Genomic DNA, 18,568 nt, shown 5'->3' on the forward strand with positions numbered 1-18,568 from the left:
GGGGGTAGGACCGGGCGTCTGTAGTTTTACTACAAAATGACGTCGGGATCAGCCCCCTGAAATACTCTTTAGTAGTAAAACTACAGATCAGCGGCGCTGGCAATTTCCTGAGAAAGGCATTTGCGAGGCTCTGAATCGCGCGGTTTCACTGTGTTGCTGCTGTGAAGGAAACCTCAATGAGTCTGCCATCGCTGGTTGCATTGCCGCCCTCGCTTCTGCCTTTTGTCAGTCGTGCCGAAGAGTCGTTCCTCGCTGCTGCCGGCAGCCTGTCGGATGCCATTGCGGCACGTTGCCGCGCCTGGCTGGCGGAGCAGCGCGAGGCGTTCGACCGGGTCTGCGCGGCGAGCGACTTCGTCAGCGAACAGGTTAGCCGAGATCCGCAGATGTTGCTGCAGCTGGCCGAGCAGGGCTGGCTGGGCAGATCGCTCGCGCCCGCCGAGATGCGTAACGCGCTGAGTGAGCAGGTCGCTGCGTGCGATAGCGAGGATGCCCTGGCGCTGACCCTGCGCCGCTTCCGCACGCGCCAGCAGGTGCGGATCATCTGGCGCGACCTGACCCGTCAGGCCGAGCTTGCCGAAACCTGTCGCGACCTCTCCGATCTCGCCGATGCCAGTGTCGATCTGGCCTATCACTGGCTGTACGTGCGTCATTGCGAACAGTTCGGCGTGCCCACCGGGCGGCGTAGCGGCAACCCGCAGCACATGGTGATTCTCGGCATGGGCAAGCTGGGCGCCCATGAACTGAACCTGTCCTCCGACATCGACCTGATCTTCGGCTATCCGGAGGGCGGCGAAACCGTCGGCGCCAAGCGTTCGCTGGACAATCAGGAGTTCTTCGTCCGCCTTGGCCAGCGGCTGATCAAGTCGCTGGACGCCATCACCGTCGATGGCTTCGCCTTCCGCGTCGACATGCGCCTGCGTCCTTATGGCTCGTCCGGTCCGCTGGTCTACAGCTTCAACGCGCTGGAGCAGTACTACCAGGATCAGGGGCGCGACTGGGAGCGCTACGCGATGATCAAGGCGCGTGTTATCGGTGGTGATCAGCAGGCCGGCAAGGAGCTGCTGGAGATGCTGCGGCCGTTCGTCTATCGGCGCTACCTGGATTTCTCCGCTATCGAAGCGCTGCGCACCATGAAGCAGCTGATCCAGCAGGAAGTGCGGCGCAAGGGCATGGCTTCGAATATCAAGCTGGGTGCCGGTGGCATCCGCGAGGTGGAGTTCATCGCCCAGGCGTTTCAGCTGATTCACGGCGGGCGCGATCTCAGCCTGCAGCAGCGGCCGTTGCTCAAGGTGCTGGCGACACTGGAAGGTCAGGGCTATCTGCCGGGCGCAGCGGTGACGGAGCTGCGCGAAGGCTACGAGTTTCTGCGCTATACCGAGCACGCGCTGCAGGCCATCGCCGATCGCCAGACGCAGATGCTGCCGGAGACTGACGTGGACTGTGCGCGGGTCGCCTTCATGCTTGGTTTCGACAACTGGCAGGCCTTCCACGAGCAGCTGTTGCACTGGCGTGGGCGTATCGACTGGCATTTCCGCCAAGTCATCGCCGACCCGGACGAGGACGAGAATGCCGAAGGCGAGGCGCTGGTCGGTGGCGAGTGGCTGCCCCTGTGGGAGCAGGACTGGGACGAGGAATTCGCCTGCCGACAGCTGTCCGAAGCCGGTTTTCGTGATGGTCAGGCTGCCTGTCAGCGTCTTGCTGCACTGCGCAATGCCAGCCAGGTCAGGACCATGCAGCGTCTCGGTCGCGAGCGCCTGGATGCCTTCATTCCTCGTTTGCTGGCACAGGCCGTCGAGCAGGACGACCCGGATCTGGTGCTCGAGCGCGTGCTGCCATTGGTCGAGGCGGTGGCTCGGCGTTCGGCCTATCTCGTATTGCTGACCGAAAATCCCGGGGCGCTGCAGCGACTGCTGGAGCTCTGCGCGGCCAGCCCGTGGATCGCCGAGCAGATCGCTCGCTTCCCGCTGCTGCTCGACGAGCTGCTCAACGCCGGGCGCCTCTACAGTCCGCCGCTGGCGCCCGAGCTCGCCGCCGAGCTGCGCGAGCGGCTGATGCGCATCCCTGAGGACGACCTCGAACAGCAGATGGAGGCGTTGCGGCATTTCAAACTGGCGCACCGGCTGCGCGTTGCCGCCTCGGAGATCGCCGGCACGCTGCCGTTGATGAAGGTCAGCGACTACCTGACCTGGCTGGCCGAGGCGATCCTGCAAGAAGTGCTGACCCTGGCCTGGCGCCACACCGTCGCGCGTCATGGCCAGCCCCAGCGCAGCGATGGCACGCTCTGCGATCCTGCATTCGTCATCGTTGGTTACGGCAAGGTCGGTGGCATCGAGCTCGGTCACGGTTCCGATCTGGATCTGGTGTTCATCCACGACGGCGACCCTGCCGCCGAGACCAATGGCGCCAAGCCCATCGACACCGCGCAGTTCTTCACTCGCCTGGGCCAGCGCATCATCCATCTGCTCACCACCCAGACCACCTCCGGCCAGCTCTATGAGGTGGACATGCGCCTGCGTCCGTCCGGCGCTTCCGGGCTACTGGTCAGCTCCCTTGGCGCCTTTGAGCGCTACCAGAGTCAGGAAGCCTGGACCTGGGAGCACCAGGCGCTTGTGCGCGCGCGGGTGTTGGTTGGTTGTCCACAGCTGACTGCCGACTTCGAGCGGGTGCGCGCTGGTGTGCTCGGTCGCGAGCGCGACCTGGATGCGCTGCGTCGCGAAGTCAGCGACATGCGCGCGAAGATGCGCGACAACCTCGGCACCCGCGCGACGCATGCGGGAACCGCCGAGCAGGCCTTCGACGCCGCTGCCGAGTTCAATCTCAAGCAGGACGCCGGTGGTATCGTGGATATCGAATTTATGGTGCAATACGCGGCTTTGGCGTGGTCGCACCAGCATCCCGAACTGCTGCGCTATACCGATAACATCCGCATTCTCGATGGGTTGGAGCAGGCCGGGTTGATGACCGGCGATGAGGTTCGGCTGCTGCAGGACGCCTACAAGGCCTACCGCGCCGCAGCCCACCGGCAATCACTGCAGAAGCAGCCCGGAGTGGTGAGTGGGGATCAATTCCACGACGAGCGCCGCGCTGTCATGCGTATCTGGCGTGAGTTGGGCCTAAGCTGAGCCCCTCGTCGGGCTACTGGCAAATTCGAATTCTGAGGAGCTGGCAACGATGTCGATGGCCGATCGTGATGGCGTCATCTGGTATGACGGCGAACTGGTGCAGTGGCGTGATGCGACCACCCATGTGCTGACCCATACCCTGCACTACGGCATGGGCGTGTTCGAAGGCGTACGCGCCTACAGCACCCCGGACGGTACGGCGATCTTCCGCCTGCAGGCGCACACCGACCGCCTGTTCGATTCGGCACACATCATGAACATGCCGATGCCGTACTCGAAGGAAGAGATCAACGAGGCGACCCGCGCCGCAGTGCGCGAGAATAATCTGGAAAGCGCCTACATCCGCCCGATGGTGTTCTACGGAAGCGAAGGCATGGGCCTGCGCGCCAGCGGCCTGAAAGTGCACGTGATCGTCGCCGCCTGGCACTGGGGTGCCTACATGGGCGACGAGGCGCTGGAGCTGGGCATCAAGGTGCGCACCAGCTCCTTCACCCGTCACCACGTCAACATCACCATGACCCGCGCCAAGTCCAACGGTGCCTACATCAACTCGATGCTGGCGCTGCAGGAAGCCATTTCCGGCGGCGCTGACGAAGCGCTGATGCTGGATCCGGAAGGCTACGTGGCCGAAGGTTCGGGCGAGAACATCTTCATTATCAAGGATGGCGTGATCTACACCCCGGAAGTCACCGCCTGCCTGAACGGCATCACCCGTGGCACCGTGCTGACGTTGGCCGCCGAGCATGGATTGAAGGTGGTCGAGAAGCGCATCACCCGTGACGAGGTCTACATCGCCGACGAAGCCTTTTTCACCGGCACCGCCGCCGAAGTCACGCCGATTCGCGAAGTCGACGGCCGCGCCATCGGCATCGGCCGTCGTGGACCGATCACCGAAAAGCTGCAGAAGGCCTACTTCGATCTGGTCTCCGGCAAGACCGCGGCGCATGCCGAATGGCGGACACTGGTCAAGTAAGCCTGGCGCTGGGAGCCGGCAACGCATGACTCGCTTGCCGGCCACGCTTCCAGCCCCTCAGCTTATGGCTTAGAGCTTATGAACATACTGATTGTGGGACCCAGCTGGGTTGGCGACATGGTGATGGCGCAGACGTTGTTCGTCTGCCTGAAACAGCGCCATCCCGACTGCCAGATCGATGTGCTGGCGCCTGAATGGAGCCGACCGATTCTCGAGCGCATGCCCGAGGTGCGTCAGGCGCTGAGCTTTCCGGTGGGACACGGCGTGCTCGACATGGCGACCCGGCGCAAGGTGGCGCAGAGTCTGCGCGGTCAGTACGAGCAGGCGATCCTCTTGCCCAATTCGTTGAAGTCGGCGCTGGTGCCGTTCTTCGCCGGTATTCCCAAGCGCACCGGCTGGCGCGGCGAAATGCGCTTCGGCCTGCTCAACGACATGCGCAAGCTCGACAAGCAACGCTATCCGTTGATGATCGAGCGCTTCATGGCGCTGGCCTTCGAACCGGGCGCGGAGCTGCCCAGACCGTACCCAAATCCTTCGCTGCGGATTGATCCGGTGACCCGCGATGCGGCATTGGCGCGTTTCGGTCTGAGCCTGGATCGTCCGGTACTGGCGCTCTGTCCGGGCGCCGAGTTCGGCGAGTCCAAGCGCTGGCCGGCGGAACACTTCGGCAAGGTCGCCGAGCTGAAAATCCGTGACGGCTGGCAGGTCTGGCTGTTCGGCTCGAAAAACGATCATCCGGTGGGCGAGGAGATTCTCGCGCGATTGATTCCTGGGTTGCGCGAAGAAGCGGTGAACCTGGCCGGTGAAACCAGTCTGGCCGAGGCCATCGACCTGCTCTCCTGCGCCGATGCGGTGGTGTCCAACGACTCCGGTTTGATGCACGTCTCCGCCGCGCTGGCTCGGCCATTGGTGGCCGTATACGGCTCCACTTCGCCAGCCTTCACTCCGCCGCTTTCCGAGCAGGTCGAAGTGGTGCGCCTGGGCCTTGACTGCAGTCCCTGTTTCGAGCGCACCTGCCGCTTCGGCCACAACAACTGCATGCGCGAGCTGAAGCCGCGTGCGGTGATCGAGGCGCTGGATCGTCTGGCTCCGCAGTCGGTCGAGGTACGCTGATTGAAGGTCCTGCTGGTCAAGACCTCGTCGCTGGGCGATGTCGTGCATACGCTGCCGGCGCTGACCGACGCGCAGCGCGCGTTACCCGGCATCCAGTTCGACTGGGTGGTGGAGGAGGGTTTTGCGGAAATCCCGGCCTGGCATCCGGCCGTGGCGCAGGTGATTCCCGTGGCGATTCGTCGCTGGCGCAAACATCCGATCGATACCCTGCGCAGCGGCGAGTGGCGACGCTTCAAGGCGCGTCTGCGCGAAGGTCGTTACGACCTGGTGATCGACGCCCAGGGCTTGCTCAAAAGCGCCTGGCTGACCCGCTACGTCAAGGCACCGGTAGCCGGGTTGGACCGTGCTTCGGCCCGCGAGCCCATCGCCGCACGCTTCTATGACCGCTGTTACGCCGTGCCGCGTGATCAGCATGCGCTGGAACGAGTGCGTCAGCTGTTCGCCCAGGCCCTTGGTTATCCGTTGCCGGAGAGCATTGCCGACTACGGCCTGAATCGCGAGCAGATGGCTGCACCGAGTGATCAGCCCTATCTGTTGTTCCTGCATGGCACCACCTGGCCGAGCAAACACTGGCCGGAAACCTACTGGCGCGAGCTGGCCGAACGCATGAGCGATTTCGGCTGGGCGATCCGCCTGCCGTGGGGTAATGCCGAGGAGAAGGCGCGGGCCGAACGCATCGTCAGCGGAGTGGCCAATGCAGCGGTGCTGCCGAAGCTCAATCTGGCCGGTGTTGCACGGGTCATCGCTGGTGCGCGGGCTTGTGTCGCAGTGGATACCGGCCTTGGTCATCTGGCTGCTGCGCTGGATGTGCCGAGCATTTCGCTTTATGGTCCGACCCTGCCCGGGCGGGTCGGCGCCTATGGGCGCTCGCAGGTGCACCTGTGCGCCAGCGGACCGAACGCCGGTCGCGGTGATCGGCACAAGCCCTGTTTCGACGATCTGCGCCCCGAGCGTGTCGTCACCGAACTGAAAGCCCTGCTGCGGGCCCCGGAGTCCGTTTGATGCAACTGGCGTTCATTCTCTACAAGTATTTCCCCTTCGGCGGGCTGCAGCGCGATTTCATGCGCATTGCCCTTGAATGTCAGCGTCGCGGCCATTCAATCCGCGTCTACGCGATGATCTGGGAAGGTGAGGTGCCGGACGGCTTCGAAGTGCTGATCGCGCCGGTCAAGGCGCTGTTCAACCACACCCGCAACGAGCGCTTCACCGCCTGGGTCGAGGCCGATCTGGCCAAGCGGCCGGTGGGTCGGGTGATCGGCTTCAACAAGATGCCGGGACTGGATGTCTATTACGCGGCCGACCCATGCTTCGAGGACAAGGCGCAGACCCTGCGCAACCCAATTTACCGCCGCTGGGGCCGCTACAAGCATTTCGCCGAGTATGAGCGTGCTGTGTTCGCGCCCGAGGCGAAGACCGAGATCCTGATGATCTCTGAGGTGCAGCAGCCGCTGTTCGTCAAACACTACGGCACGCCCGCTGAGCGCTTTCACCTGCTGCCGCCCGGCATTGCCCTAGACCGCCGCGCGCCGGCCAATACCGCGCAGATCCGTGCCGAGTTTCGAGATGAGTTCGAGGTTAGGCCCGAAGAACTGTTGCTGGTGCAGATCGGCTCCGGCTTCAAGACCAAGGGGCTGGATCGCAGCCTAAAGGCGCTCGCCGCATTGCCACGCGAGCTGAGCCAGCGCACCCGCCTACTGGTGATCGGTCAGGACGACCCCAAGCCGTTCAAGCTGCAGGCCAAGGCGCTAGGCGTTTCCGGCATGGTCGAGTTCCTCAAGGGGCGCAGCGATATCCCGCGTTTTCTGCTGGGCGCCGATCTGCTGATCCATCCGGCCTACAACGAGAATACCGGTACCGTGCTGCTGGAGGCGTTGGTCGCCGGGCTGCCAGTGCTGGTCACTGATGTATGTGGCTATGCGCACTACATCACCGACGCCGACTGCGGTCGCGTGGTGCCTAGCCCATTCGAGCAGAGCATCCTCGATCGACTGCTGGCACAGATGCTGGCCGATGATCAGCAGCGCGCGGTCTGGAGGCACAATGCGTTGGCCTTTGCCGACACGGCCGATCTTTATTCGATGCCGCAGAAAGCTGCTGATGTGATTCTGGGGGAGCGCTCATGACTGTCGCCGGTCAGTCAGTGACCTGTCGACTGGCGGAGGCCCCATGCGTCTGATGCTATCGGAACCGTTCAAGAGCCTCTGGCATGGCACGGATCCCTTCGTCGAGGTCGAGCGCCTGCAGGGCCAGGTCTACCGCGAACTGGAGGGCCGTCGCACGCTGCGCACTGAGGTCAATGGGCGCGGATACTTCGTCAAGATCCATCGTGGTATCGGCTGGGGCGAGATCGCCAAGAATCTGCTGACGGCCAAGGCGCCCGTACTTGGCGCCGGCCAGGAGTGGCGAGCGATTCAGCGGCTGCACGAAGCGGGGGTGCCGACCATGACCGCGGTTGCCTATGGCGAGCGTGGCGGCAATCCGGCGAAGCAGCATTCGTTCATCATCACAGAAGAATTGGCCCCCACCATTAGCCTGGAGGACTTCTCGGCAAACTGGCTGGAACAACCGCCGCCGCCAGCATTAAAGCGCGCACTGATTGCCGCAGTCGCGCGCATGGCCGGTACCATGCACCGCGCCGGCGTCAACCACCGCGATTTCTACATCTGTCACTTTCTGCTGCATACCGACAAGCCGGTGACGGCGAGCGATTTCCGCCTGTCGCTGATCGATCTGCACCGTGCCCAGACTCGCACCCAGACGCCGCGGCGCTGGCGCGACAAGGACCTGGCCGGGCTGTACTTCTCGGCACTCGAAATCGGCCTGACCCGTGGTGACAAGCTGCGTTTTTTACGTGATTACTTTCAGCATCCATTACGAGAGATCCTGCGCAAAGAAGCGGGGATGTTGGCCTGGTTACAGCGCAAGGCCGAAAAGTTGCAGGCGCGCAAGCAGCGCTATGGAGATGCGCTTTGAGGACTGAGATGGAATGGAACGGCAGGCGCGTTGTTATTGCTCCCTGCCCTGCTCTAGGTGACGTGACGATATATTTGCGTTTGGCTTGGTTGTTTCATCTTGCCGGTGCGGAAGTACGCTTTGTAAGTAGCTTGCTCAAGCCAGCTGAGAAGTATTTTGGCTGGTTGAAGGTAGAGCTGAGTGAACAAGTCGATCTGCTGCATCTGTGCACCCAAGCAGATCTGGTCATTTGCTACATCAACTGGCTGACTTGCCATCCAGATTCGCTAGATCGGGTACTGGAAGAACGGAACATCTGCTTCGTCACGGCGAAGAAGCTGCCTGCTGCACTTAAGTTGGACGGCCGAGAAGTCGTCGTAGGCGATCACGTCTTTGCTGGAGCGAGCCGTGCGCTTTGTCAAAGCTCACGTGCAGGGCTAACCATGGTGGGGTGGGTAGATGAGTATGCCGCGACAGTTTTCGGCTTGCGGAGCGACGCCCCGATTAACGTCGACCTCTCGAAGCACTGCGCTGATTCAAAAAGGCGCGTAGCAATATTCCCCACTACCCCTCACGCGAAGAAAAACTACACAACGAGGGGATTCCGTTGGCTGGCTCAGCGTTTGCAAAAGCGGGGCTGGTTGGTCGAAATCGTTGGGATGCCTCACGAGATCGAAGTTCTGGCCCGGTGTTTTCCAGGTTTTTCCATTCGCACATTTCCCGATGTGCGTGCGCTGATGGACTTTCTGGTCAATTGCTCGGTAGTTGTCAGTAATGATTCTGGCGGCGGCCATCTCGGTTCGCTGCTGGGGCTGCAGAGCTTTACGGTTACGCGTAAGCACACTGGTTTCGTATGGCGGCCGGGCTTCAATACGCGCAACGAAGTGTTGGCGCCAATCGTTTCGTTCAAGTTGCTGGGGCGTTACATATGGCGGCCTTTCATCCCGATTTGGCGGATCAGCAAGCGTCTGGGATATAGCCGCTGATGGCAAGTTGGACGTTGGATCCAGCCTACCTCGATCTGGACGGCGAGTTTGGCAGCCTGAAGGCTGTGTTTGCCCTCAAAGGCGAGCGTCTGACGAAAGACCCCTTATCGGAGGTCATTCGAGTCGAGCGCAACGGTGTGCGCTACTACGTAAAACGTTATTCCGGCGCGGGCAAAGGGTTACGCCGATTTATCGGTCGGCCGCGGGTAAAGGCGGAGTGGCAGAACCTTATGCTCTTTCGTCGTTGGGGCATTCCGACGGCGCCGATCGTGGCTTACGGCATGGAGCGGCGCGGCGGGGCATTCCTACGAGGCGCGCTTATAACCCGGGAGCTGGAGCAGACGGACGATCTGGCGTTGCTGGCGGCCAACCACGATGCTCGCCTTCGCGATCCCCGCTGGGTACAGGAAGTCAGCCTGCAGCTGGCGCGTTCGACGCGAGCGATGCACGACCGGGGCTTTGCTCACAACGATCTCAAGTGGCGCAATCTGTTGGTCGACCCGCAGCGCCGCCTTTACCTGATCGACTGTCCGACCGGCGCGTTCTGGCGCGGTCCGTTTCTACAGCGGCGCATCATCAAGGACCTGGCCTGTCTGGACAAGGTTGCCAAGTACCAGCTCAGCCGAACCCAGCGCCTGCGGTTCTATCTGCAGTACTGCCAGCGAAAGCGGTTGGTTGAGAAGGACAAGCCGCGCATCCAGCAGATTCTGAATTATTTCCAGGGGCGGGAATGAACGATTTCATTGCACAGGCTGATCGCGCGACGCTGGAGCGTCACGGCTTGGCGGGGTTCGATGCTCTCTGGTCAGTGCAGTTAACGGCGGTGGATGAGCCCAACGTCGAGCGCGGCGGCTGGAGCAGTGTCTTCCGGCTGGAGCTTGACGACTCGGCGTTCTACCTCAAGCGGCAGAGCAATCATCTGACTCGCACATTGGCGCACCCGTTTGGAGAGCCAACGTTTGCCCGAGAGTTTCGCAATATCCGTCGTTATGCGCAGCTTGGCGTGCCGGCGTTACAGGCCAGTTTCTTCGGGCAGCGCAAGGTCGGTGGCGACAGGCGGGCTATTCTCCTGACGCGTGCGCTGGATGGCTGGATGGATCTGGAAGGCTGGCTGAAGCGATGGCCTGAGCTGGACGAATCTCATCGCCAGGCCATCATCGGCGCGGTCGGCAGGCTGGCGCGCACCCTGCATCAGGCCGGACAGATGCATGGCTGCTTCTATCCGAAGCACATCTTCCTCCGCGAGCAGGGCGGTGACTGGCAGGCCTGCCTAATCGACTTGGAGAAGACTCGTCCTCTCCTGTTAGGACGGCGTGATCGCATCAAGGATCTAGAACCGCTGGTGCGACGTGCAAGCTGCATCGGTGAGCAAGGCGTGCGGCATCTGCTGAATGCCTATCTGGACGATCCTCGCCAGATTGAGCCATGGCAGCTGCAGTTGCAGCGGCGACACGAAGCCAAGGAGGCCCGCGGATGAAACTGTCCGATTTGGCCGGCGCAGGGCGACAGCCCGCATGCCCTGCGCAAGTCGAGTTACCCGGCGGCGGGGTTCTCTATATTGACTGCTGGCTGCGCATCCTGCCCGGCCAGCGCTACGTCGGCCGAGCACTTTGGAACGGCCGCCAGGTCCTGGCCAAGCTGATGGTGGGCGGCAAAGCGCAGCGTCATCATCAGCGTGAGATGGCTGGCGCGCAGCTGCTGGCGGACCAACAGTTGCCTACGCCATCACTGGTCGCTCAGGGTTGGCAGGAGGGCGAAGGTGGCTGGTTGCTATTCGACTGGCTCGATTCCTCCGAAAGCCTGTGGGATGCCTGGCGCTCGGTAGAGGCCGAGCATGCCCTCTCGGATGGGCAGCGAGACGTACTCGGTGAGGCGCTTGAACTGATCGCCAGGATGCATACGCAAGGCCTCTGGCAGGCGGATCTGCATCTGGACAATCTGCTCAGGGCCGACGGGCGGCTCTATGTGGTCGACGGTGGCGGCGTGAGGGCAGAGACACCCGGGCAGCCTTTGTCTCGCGAGCAGGTGCTGGAGAATCTCGGAGTCTTCTTCGCGCAGCTACCGGCCGAAATCGAGCCGTTCATCGAAGAGCTGCTGGTGCACTACCTGCTCGCTAACAGCGAGCACGCGCTGCCACTGGAGGCGTTGCTCAAGGAAATCCGCAAGACCCGCGCCTGGCGTCTGAATGATTACCTCAAAAAGGTCGCGCGCGATTGCAGTCTCTTCAGCGCGCGTATCGGTGCGTTCGGTGCGCAGGTCATCAGGCGCGATGAGGAAGCAGGCTTGCAGGTCGTGCTTGCCGACCCGGATGCGTTCATCGCCAAGGGCAAACTGTTCAAGACCGGCGGCGCAGCCACCGTTGCGCAATGCGAACTGGACAGCCGCGCACTGCTGATCAAGCGCTACAACATCAAGAATCCATTGCATTGGCTCAAGCGCTTCTGGCGGCCGAGCCGGGCCTGGCACAGCTGGGTCGAGGGCAATCGGCTCGACTTTCTCGGAATTGCCACTCCGCGATTGCTGGCGGTCATCGAGCGACGCTGGCTGTGGATGCGCGGGCCGGCATGGCTGATTACCGAATTGCTGCGCGGAGAAGATATAATCGCGCGTTTTCAGCCATACCTGAATGACTGTCCGCCCGAGGAGGAACTGTTCGCCCTCGATCGGCTGTTCGCAGTGCTGATTCGCGAACGTATCAGCCATGGCGACCTGAAAGGGCACAATGTGTTCTGGGAGCAAGGCGGCTGGGCACTCATCGATCTCGATGCGGTTCAGCAGCATGGCAGCGACGCCAGCTTCGCCCGAGCATATGCCAAGGACCGCGCGCGGTTCCTGCGCAACTGGCCAACCGACAGCGCCCTGTACCGGCTGCTTGACCAACGTTTACCCGCGGTGCCCGGCACCAGCATCGAAGATTAAGAGGCAATACCCGTGGCATTGACGATTCTCGGCCTTTCCGGCGCCCTCAGTCATGATCCTTCTGCCGCTCTCTACATCGACGGCAAGCTGATCGCCGCCGTCGAAGAAGAGCGCTTCGTACGTGACAAGCATGCCAAGAACCGCATGCCGTACGAATCCGCCAAGTTCTGCCTTGAGCAGGCGGGCATCAAACCGTCCGACGTCGACGTGGTGGCGATTCCTTTCGCGCCTATCAGCATCTTCGAAAAGGCGCGCTGGCACTACGCCAAGCGCTACTGGTACGCACCGGATCGTGCGCTGGATGCCATCCTCATGGGCAACCGCCGCTACTACCGCTACAAGAAGCGCATCGAATGGTGTCTGCAGCAGCTGGGCTTCGACCTGAAAAAGGTCAAGCTGCAGCCGGTCGAGCATCACCTGGCTCATGCCTCCAGTGCCTACCATTGCTCGGGCTTCACCGAGAAGACCGCGATCCTTGGCATCGATGGCAAGGGCGAATACGCCACCACCTTCTTTGGCTGGGGCGAGAACGGCAAGATCCACAAGATCAAGGAATTCTACGACCCGGATTCCTTGGGTGGGCTGTACGGTGCGATCACCGAATACCTCGGTTTCGAGATGCTCGATGGCGAGTTCAAGGTGATGGGCATGGCGCCCTACGGTGACGCGGCCAAGTACGATTTCTCGCGCCTGGCGACCTTCGAGAACGGCGAACTGACCATCAACACCGATTACGCCAACGTCATCGGCTTCCGTCGCTACAAGGAGAAGGGTAAGGGCTACTACTTCTCGCCCAAGCTGATCGAGTGGCTGGGGCCCAAGCGCGAAGGCGATATCGCCGACGATCCCTACATCCATTACGCGGCCGCCATGCAGGCGCTGTTCGAAAAGCTTGCGCTGCAGATGATGGACTACTACCTGGGCGACATTATCCGCGAGACCGGCAAGATCGCCTTCGCCGGCGGTTGCGCGCTGAACGTCAAGCTCAATCAGAAGATCATCGCCCGCGACGAGGTCAAAGAGCTGTTCGTTCAGCCAGCCTCTGGTGACGCCGGTACTGCGGTTGGTGCTGCGGCTTATGTATCGGTCCAGCGCGGCGTGCCGGTGGAGAAGATGGAGCACGTTTATCTCGGTCCGTCGTACTCCAACGAGGATGTTATTGCCGCTTGCGCCAAGCATCCGAATAAGCCGGTATTCAAACAAATCACCAATACGCCTGAACGCATCGCGCGGATCATGGCCGACGGCAATCCTGTCGCCTGGTTTCAGGGTCGCATGGAATTTGGTCCGCGGGCCTTGGGTGGGCGTTCAATCATCGGCTGTCCGAGCGTCCCTGGCGTGGCCGATCGCATCAACGAGCAGATCAAGTTCCGCGAGCGCTGGCGGCCCTTCTGCCCATCAATGCTCGATACCGTGGCATCGCAAATGCTCAAGGTCGACCATCCAAGCCCGTTCATGACCTTCACCTTCGAGGTCAACGAAGGCTGGAAGGAGCGCGTCGGCGAAGTGGTTCACGAGGACGGAACGTCCCGCGCCCAGGTGCTGGAGCGCCGTCACAATCCGCGCTGGTACGATCTGATGCTGGAGCTGGAAAAGCTGACCGGTAACGGCGTGTCGCTAAACACCTCGCTGAACCGCCGCGGCGAACCGATGATCTGCTCGCCGACCGATGCGCTGAACATGTTCTATGGCTCGGATCTGCAGTACCTGATCATGGAAGATGTATTGGTGGTGAAGGATGGCAAGGATTGGTATGACAGCATCTGAACTGTCGCCTGGTCAGGCGCAGCGATGGGTTCTGCAGTTCTGCCATGGCTACGATGGACCTTTTCTCGATTGTGCGCGGCAATACGCCGCGCTTTTCGTTGGTACCCCTTACAAGGTCTGTACCGTCTATCTGACAGGCGCACCGAGCGAAGAGGTGGTGCAAGGTTCGGCTTCTGATGAAGTGATCTTTCTCAATTACAGCAGTCGCGACGTCCGCGGTCTAAAACTGCGAGCGATCCTGGATATCCGCAAACTGGCCAGAACACGCAACTTCGCGTTCTGTATCGCTCATCGCTTCAAACCGATCTACGTGGCATTGCTGGGCACCGAGCTGCCGGTGATCGGCGTTCACCATGCCTTTGGCGATTACCAGCGTCGGTCGCGCCAGCTGTTTGCCAATTTCTATCGAAAGCGCCTGGCTTTGCTGGGCGTTTCCAACGCTGTACGCGACGACATCCGCGCTTGTCTACCAGACTGGTCGGCCGAGCGTATCGAGACGCTATACAACCGTATCGATATAGCTGCGGTGCAAGCTGAGCAGGTATCCAAGGAGGAGGCGCGAGCAGTTCTTGGATTGCCTCAGGATGTTTGGGTTGTCGGTAATGTTGGGCGTTTGCACTCCGATAAGGATCAGGCAACCCTTATTAGGGGCTTCGCACTGGCCTTACCTGGTTTACCGGTGGCCAGCTTGCTGGTGATTGCGGGTAGCGGCGGGCTGGAAGAGGTGCTGAAGGGTTTGGCTGCTGAACTTGGGATATCTCAGTCTGTGCGTTTTCTAGGGCAGGTCCCGCACGCGCGACGGTATTTCAAGGCATTCGATGTGTTCGTTCTTACCTCAGATCATGAGCCGTTCGGCATGGTTCTGTTGGAGGCTATGGCCGCGGGTGTCCCTGTGGCATGCACAGATTCCGGGGGCGGAAAGGAGGTGGTTGGGGGCATCGGGGAGCTGTTCGCTCTAAAGGATGAGCAGGAGTTGGCCGCGACACTCGAGCGCCGAGCGAATACTGGAGACACCCTGCAACTTCGCGGCATGATGGCGGCTCGGTTGGCCGAAGTTTTTTCCGACCAAGCTTCGCGCAAACGTTTTTGGAATCTGTCGGTTCTGCCCGCGGTTAAGGAGTGAGCCGAGCTATGGGTAGCAATCCCTGGAGCACCAAGGCGCGTGATCTAGATCGTTATCGTTGGATGCTGTTGCGTGAGCGACACGGCATTGTCGGCAGTAGTGTGCGGTTCTTGCGAGAGGCGATTAGCGATTGGCTGTTTGGGATTCGTGCCAAGACGCGGCTGGCAACGAGAGTCGAAGCCCAGCCTTGCGACTTTTTGCTTTTGCAGTCGGCACCCAAAGTGTTGGCTTTTCAGCGTAAGAAGAAGCTGATTGCTGGGATTCGAGAGCGTGGCTATACGCTTACCGAAACTGCGCTACAGCCTCCGAGGGTTGTCCTGCGTGACGCGATGCTCCGGCGTCCTCCCTTTTCCCTGCCCACGCGCTATTTCGGGCTGGCTGCTTATGCGCAATGGCTAGTGGAGCACCATCAGCCGAAAGTTCTGCTCAACGACCGCAACGGCAGCTTGCATGCTCCCTTCCTCCGTTTGGCTCTCAACGCCCGCCAGCGGCTTTTAGTGCATCTGGCGCACGCCACAACCGTGGAGGGCTCGCGTCGGCTCGGCATGAACGATTACGACTACTATTTTCTGTTCGGGCAGAGTTCTTTAGCAGCGTTGAAATCTAGGAATCTCCGATTTGGCAGTTCGCTAGCCGTTTTGGCTGGTTCGCACATGATTGACGATAGCTATGATCTGCCGGTAGCGGATCCTCACCTGCATACATTACTGGTCTTGGGTGTAGGTCCGGACAAGGAAAAGGATGCTGGTTACCGGGCTACCTATGAACTGTTACGCGATTGGGCGGCCGCCAATCCAACTTACCGGGTGCTCATCAAGGCGCACCCCCGCAGTTGCGTGCCCTTCTGGCAAGACGTTTCGACGCAACTTAGCAATGTCCGTGTGCTTCCGAAAGAGTGCACCTTGGCAGAGGCGTTGTCGCAGGTATCGATCGTTGTGAATGTCATGTCCAATGCTGTCATTGAGGCCGCCTTGGCGCGGCGCCCTGTCATGTACGTTAATGCCAGCTCCGACCAGGATATATTTGAACAATCACGATTCTTTGGTCGGTGCATTAATAATACGAAGCAAATTTCAGAGAGATTAAATAATATAGAGAATAACTACTCAGCTGCAGTGTCGGCATCTGTGTCTTTTGCCAACTATCATTTGGCTCAGGGGAATAAGGGATTGGTAAATTGTTTGACGCTGCTGGAAAGCCTAGTATCAGGGGATTCCTGTGTTGGCGTGCCTCTCATCGAGAGGTTAGGGAAGTGAAGTTCCTTTTTTTTTCTCTGGCTAAACACCAGTCGACTTACTTTACAAAGTTGTTGTCGTGCGCTGGTATGGATGGACGGGTAGTTGAAGTGCAGGGCCTGCCGTGGCCGGCGTTTGGCCAGTTGGCCAATGTGCTACAGCTGGTCGAGTGGCGCAAATTAGTCGAGGAGAAGTGCCAGGAGCGGCGTGTTAAAGGAAAATACCAAGGCATAGCGTTTCGTCTGCTGCTGCGCTTGGAAATGCTTTTGACTGCATTGCGCTGTGCCGCAATTTTGAAAAAGGAGCAGCCGGACGCCGTAGTAGTCTGGAATGGCGCGAATCGCCACTGCCAGCTCATGCTGGCGTTGCTGCCCGCGGGCACGCGTACCTTTTTTGTCGAGAATGGTTTGCTTCCTGGAACCACAACGCTGGATCCTCGGGGCGTTAACTATCTCAATTCCGTCCCTCGTGAAGCACGTTTTTATCTGGATTATGCAGGTCGAGTATCTCTGCCCTCTGATGGTGAGCCGGTCGTTTTGATTCCTCGCAAGCCACGTGGTGAGGGGCCGCCACCGGTCAAGTTGCCAGATCGATTTATCTTCATTCCCTTTCAGGACGACCGGGATACACAGGTTAGGCTGTATTCACCGTGGGTGCGAAATATGCGTGATTTATTCGCATTGGGTGAGCGCATTGCCGATGAGACTGGCTGGGAGGTTGTATTCAAGGAGCACCCCTCAAGCCGCGAGAGCTATCCCGATCTTCACTGCCGTTGCCGCGATCGACTGACGTTTGCCAATGGGAATTCTACCCAGGAGCTTATCGAGGCTAGCAGCTTCGTCATTACCCTTAACTCTACTGTCGGGCTCGAGTCCTTGCTTCTCAGCAAGCCGCTGCTCACGCTAGGCCAAGCCTTTTTTAACATTGAAGGTCTAGTCGTGCACGCCGACTCGGTGGAGCAATTATTGGCACTGGTTGAAGAGTTTCCGAAGTGGCCTGTCGATGAACGTTTGCGGCGTGCTTTTCTGCATTATTTATCCAATGAATATTGTGTGCCTGGTCGGTGGCAGGATGCTTCTCCGGAGCATCTGCAAGAAGCGGCACGTCGTCTGATGGCCAGCGGTTGTTTTGCGAGCAATGGAGTGGTTGTTTGAATAGTTCGGATGTTCTTTCCCGTTGGGCTTTGCTTGGTTTTGTGACGTTGCTTTGCGCGCCGTGGCTGATGCCCTCCAACAAGTTGTATCACCAAGCACTAATTGCACTGATGTGGCTGCCTGCGCTGATCAGCTTGGGCTTCTCGCACCTAAGGCCAAAGTTGCCGCGACTAGACTTAGTTCTTCTCGGTGCATTTGCTAGCTGGACGCTGCTAATAACCGCGCTCAATGGTGGAGGGGAACCCGTCAGCCAAGCCAAGGTCGTGTTCTACGTCAGTCTCAGCGTGGCGGCGATGCTGTTATCAGAGCGTGCAGCACCTTCATCCGTAGAACGTGTCCTGATGCTAGCCGCTCTGGTTGCCGGTGTTGGTTCGCTGGCATCATGGATCGATTTCTACGTGTTGACTGAGCATTCCTATCGCCATCGTGTCCTGGCCATCGGGATATGGGATACCGTCATTATGGCGGCGCATGCCGTAGGCGCTTTGGCTGTCATTGGCGTCGGTCTGGCTCTCAAGCAGCCGCTAACATGGCGTCGCTCGGCTATTGAAGCTTTTGTAATTGGAGCCTGTGCTCTATTTCTCTTGTCGAGCCAGACGCGCGGGGTTTGGCTTGGAATTGCGGGTGTGATGGCGCTGGCTTTGTTGTCATTGCCTTGGCGTGTACGGATCGCAGTGACGGTCGCTGCGGTGACGATGGTTGCTATAATCATCTGGCATGACGCTTATCTGCTATTGCAGCGAGGTTTCTCCTATCGGCCGGAGCTCTGGCGAGCGGGCACCGCTTTGTTGTTGGAGAACCCGTTTTGGGGGCTGGGATTCCAAGATTTCAAATTGGCGGTGCCGGGGCTAAAGACGCTATATAACCATCCCCACAATCTGTTTCTTGATATAGGCATACGGCTTGGCCTAGTTGGTCTGCTGCTTTTTCTTTTTATATGGATTCGCTGCGCATTCCTGGCCTGGCGAGCCCGAGGAGAAGCACTGGGGCGCGCGCTATTGATGCTCTGGGTGTTTTCGACGTTGAGTTTGATGACGGACGGAATAGGGCTTTGGCTTAAACCCAACGCCGATTGGATGATTACCTGGCTGCCAATCGGTCTAGGCCTCGTTCTGGCTCAGCGTTCACGCTACGCTGAAGAAAACGCAGGCATCCAAGATCCTGTGTGAAGGCCATATTCTACTTCGCGGATCCGACGAGCATCATCATAAGATGAGGTGGCGC

Annotated in this window: 15 protein-coding genes; all 15 read left to right on the forward strand. The window is 60.1% G+C overall.

Annotated elements, in window-relative coordinates; genetic code table 11:
• Nucleotides 1-176 precede the first annotated feature (176 nt).
• Complete coding sequence (glnE, locus tag UIB01_RS01965) at nucleotides 177-3,122, forward strand: bifunctional [glutamate--ammonia ligase]-adenylyl-L-tyrosine phosphorylase/[glutamate--ammonia-ligase] adenylyltransferase (RefSeq protein ID WP_038656367.1); 2,946 nt, start codon at nucleotides 177-179, stop codon at nucleotides 3,120-3,122.
• Nucleotides 3,123-3,171: 49 nt separating this feature from the next.
• Nucleotides 3,172-4,095 carry a branched-chain-amino-acid transaminase gene (gene ilvE / locus UIB01_RS01970; RefSeq protein WP_038656370.1) on the forward strand — a complete coding sequence of 308 codons (924 nt, stop codon included), beginning with the start codon at nucleotides 3,172-3,174 and terminating at the stop codon, nucleotides 4,093-4,095.
• Between the two features lie 78 nt (nucleotides 4,096-4,173).
• The gene (gene waaF / locus UIB01_RS01975; RefSeq protein ID WP_038656372.1) at nucleotides 4,174-5,208 is read left to right on the forward strand and encodes a lipopolysaccharide heptosyltransferase II; all 1,035 of its coding nucleotides are present in this window, start codon (nucleotides 4,174-4,176) and stop codon (nucleotides 5,206-5,208) included.
• On the forward strand, nucleotides 5,209-6,210 hold the full coding sequence (gene waaC / locus UIB01_RS01980) for a lipopolysaccharide heptosyltransferase I (RefSeq protein WP_038656374.1): 1,002 nt from the start codon (nucleotides 5,209-5,211) through the stop codon (nucleotides 6,208-6,210). It abuts the gene before it with no gap.
• On the forward strand, nucleotides 6,210-7,331 hold the full coding sequence (locus UIB01_RS01985) for a glycosyltransferase family 4 protein (RefSeq protein WP_038656376.1): 1,122 nt from the start codon (nucleotides 6,210-6,212) through the stop codon (nucleotides 7,329-7,331). Before waaC ends, UIB01_RS01985 begins: the two co-directional genes overlap by 1 nt.
• A 43-nt stretch (nucleotides 7,332-7,374) precedes the next feature.
• The gene (gene rfaP / locus UIB01_RS01990; RefSeq protein ID WP_038656378.1) at nucleotides 7,375-8,181 is read left to right on the forward strand and encodes a lipopolysaccharide core heptose(I) kinase RfaP; all 807 of its coding nucleotides are present in this window, start codon (nucleotides 7,375-7,377) and stop codon (nucleotides 8,179-8,181) included.
• A gap of 8 nt (nucleotides 8,182-8,189) precedes the next feature.
• Nucleotides 8,190-9,146, forward strand: coding sequence for a glycosyltransferase family 9 protein (locus UIB01_RS01995; RefSeq protein WP_038665319.1), 957 nt, complete (start codon nucleotides 8,190-8,192; stop codon nucleotides 9,144-9,146).
• Nucleotides 9,146-9,880, forward strand: coding sequence for a lipopolysaccharide kinase InaA family protein (locus UIB01_RS02000; protein ID WP_038656380.1), 735 nt, complete (start codon nucleotides 9,146-9,148; stop codon nucleotides 9,878-9,880). Before UIB01_RS01995 ends, UIB01_RS02000 begins: the two co-directional genes overlap by 1 nt.
• Nucleotides 9,877-10,623: a lipopolysaccharide kinase InaA family protein gene (locus UIB01_RS02005; RefSeq protein WP_038656382.1), complete on the forward strand. Its 747-nt coding sequence runs from the start codon at nucleotides 9,877-9,879 to the stop codon at nucleotides 10,621-10,623. Before UIB01_RS02000 ends, UIB01_RS02005 begins: the two co-directional genes overlap by 4 nt.
• Nucleotides 10,620-12,065, forward strand: a complete 1,446-nt coding sequence (locus UIB01_RS02010) for a lipopolysaccharide kinase InaA family protein (RefSeq protein ID WP_038656384.1) — start codon at nucleotides 10,620-10,622, stop codon at nucleotides 12,063-12,065. The genes UIB01_RS02005 and UIB01_RS02010 overlap by 4 nt, the downstream gene beginning before the upstream one ends.
• 12 nt (nucleotides 12,066-12,077) lie before the next feature.
• On the forward strand, nucleotides 12,078-13,832 hold the full coding sequence (locus UIB01_RS02015) for a carbamoyltransferase family protein (RefSeq protein WP_038656386.1): 1,755 nt from the start codon (nucleotides 12,078-12,080) through the stop codon (nucleotides 13,830-13,832).
• Nucleotides 13,819-14,955 carry a glycosyltransferase gene (locus tag UIB01_RS02020; RefSeq protein ID WP_038656389.1) on the forward strand — a complete coding sequence of 379 codons (1,137 nt, stop codon included), beginning with the start codon at nucleotides 13,819-13,821 and terminating at the stop codon, nucleotides 14,953-14,955. Before UIB01_RS02015 ends, UIB01_RS02020 begins: the two co-directional genes overlap by 14 nt.
• Before the next feature lie 8 nt (nucleotides 14,956-14,963).
• Nucleotides 14,964-16,211 carry a CDP-glycerol glycerophosphotransferase family protein gene (locus UIB01_RS02025; protein WP_038656391.1) on the forward strand — a complete coding sequence of 416 codons (1,248 nt, stop codon included), beginning with the start codon at nucleotides 14,964-14,966 and terminating at the stop codon, nucleotides 16,209-16,211.
• Nucleotides 16,208-17,344, forward strand: coding sequence for a capsular polysaccharide export protein, LipB/KpsS family (locus UIB01_RS02030; RefSeq protein WP_038656392.1), 1,137 nt, complete (start codon nucleotides 16,208-16,210; stop codon nucleotides 17,342-17,344). Before UIB01_RS02025 ends, UIB01_RS02030 begins: the two co-directional genes overlap by 4 nt.
• The gene (locus UIB01_RS02035) at nucleotides 17,341-18,513 is read left to right on the forward strand and encodes an O-antigen ligase family protein (RefSeq protein WP_038656394.1); all 1,173 of its coding nucleotides are present in this window, start codon (nucleotides 17,341-17,343) and stop codon (nucleotides 18,511-18,513) included. Before UIB01_RS02030 ends, UIB01_RS02035 begins: the two co-directional genes overlap by 4 nt.
• Nucleotides 18,514-18,568: the final 55 nt, after the last annotated feature.

This window comes from Stutzerimonas decontaminans, assembly GCF_000661915.1.
Classification (GTDB): domain Bacteria; phylum Pseudomonadota; class Gammaproteobacteria; order Pseudomonadales; family Pseudomonadaceae; genus Stutzerimonas; species Stutzerimonas decontaminans.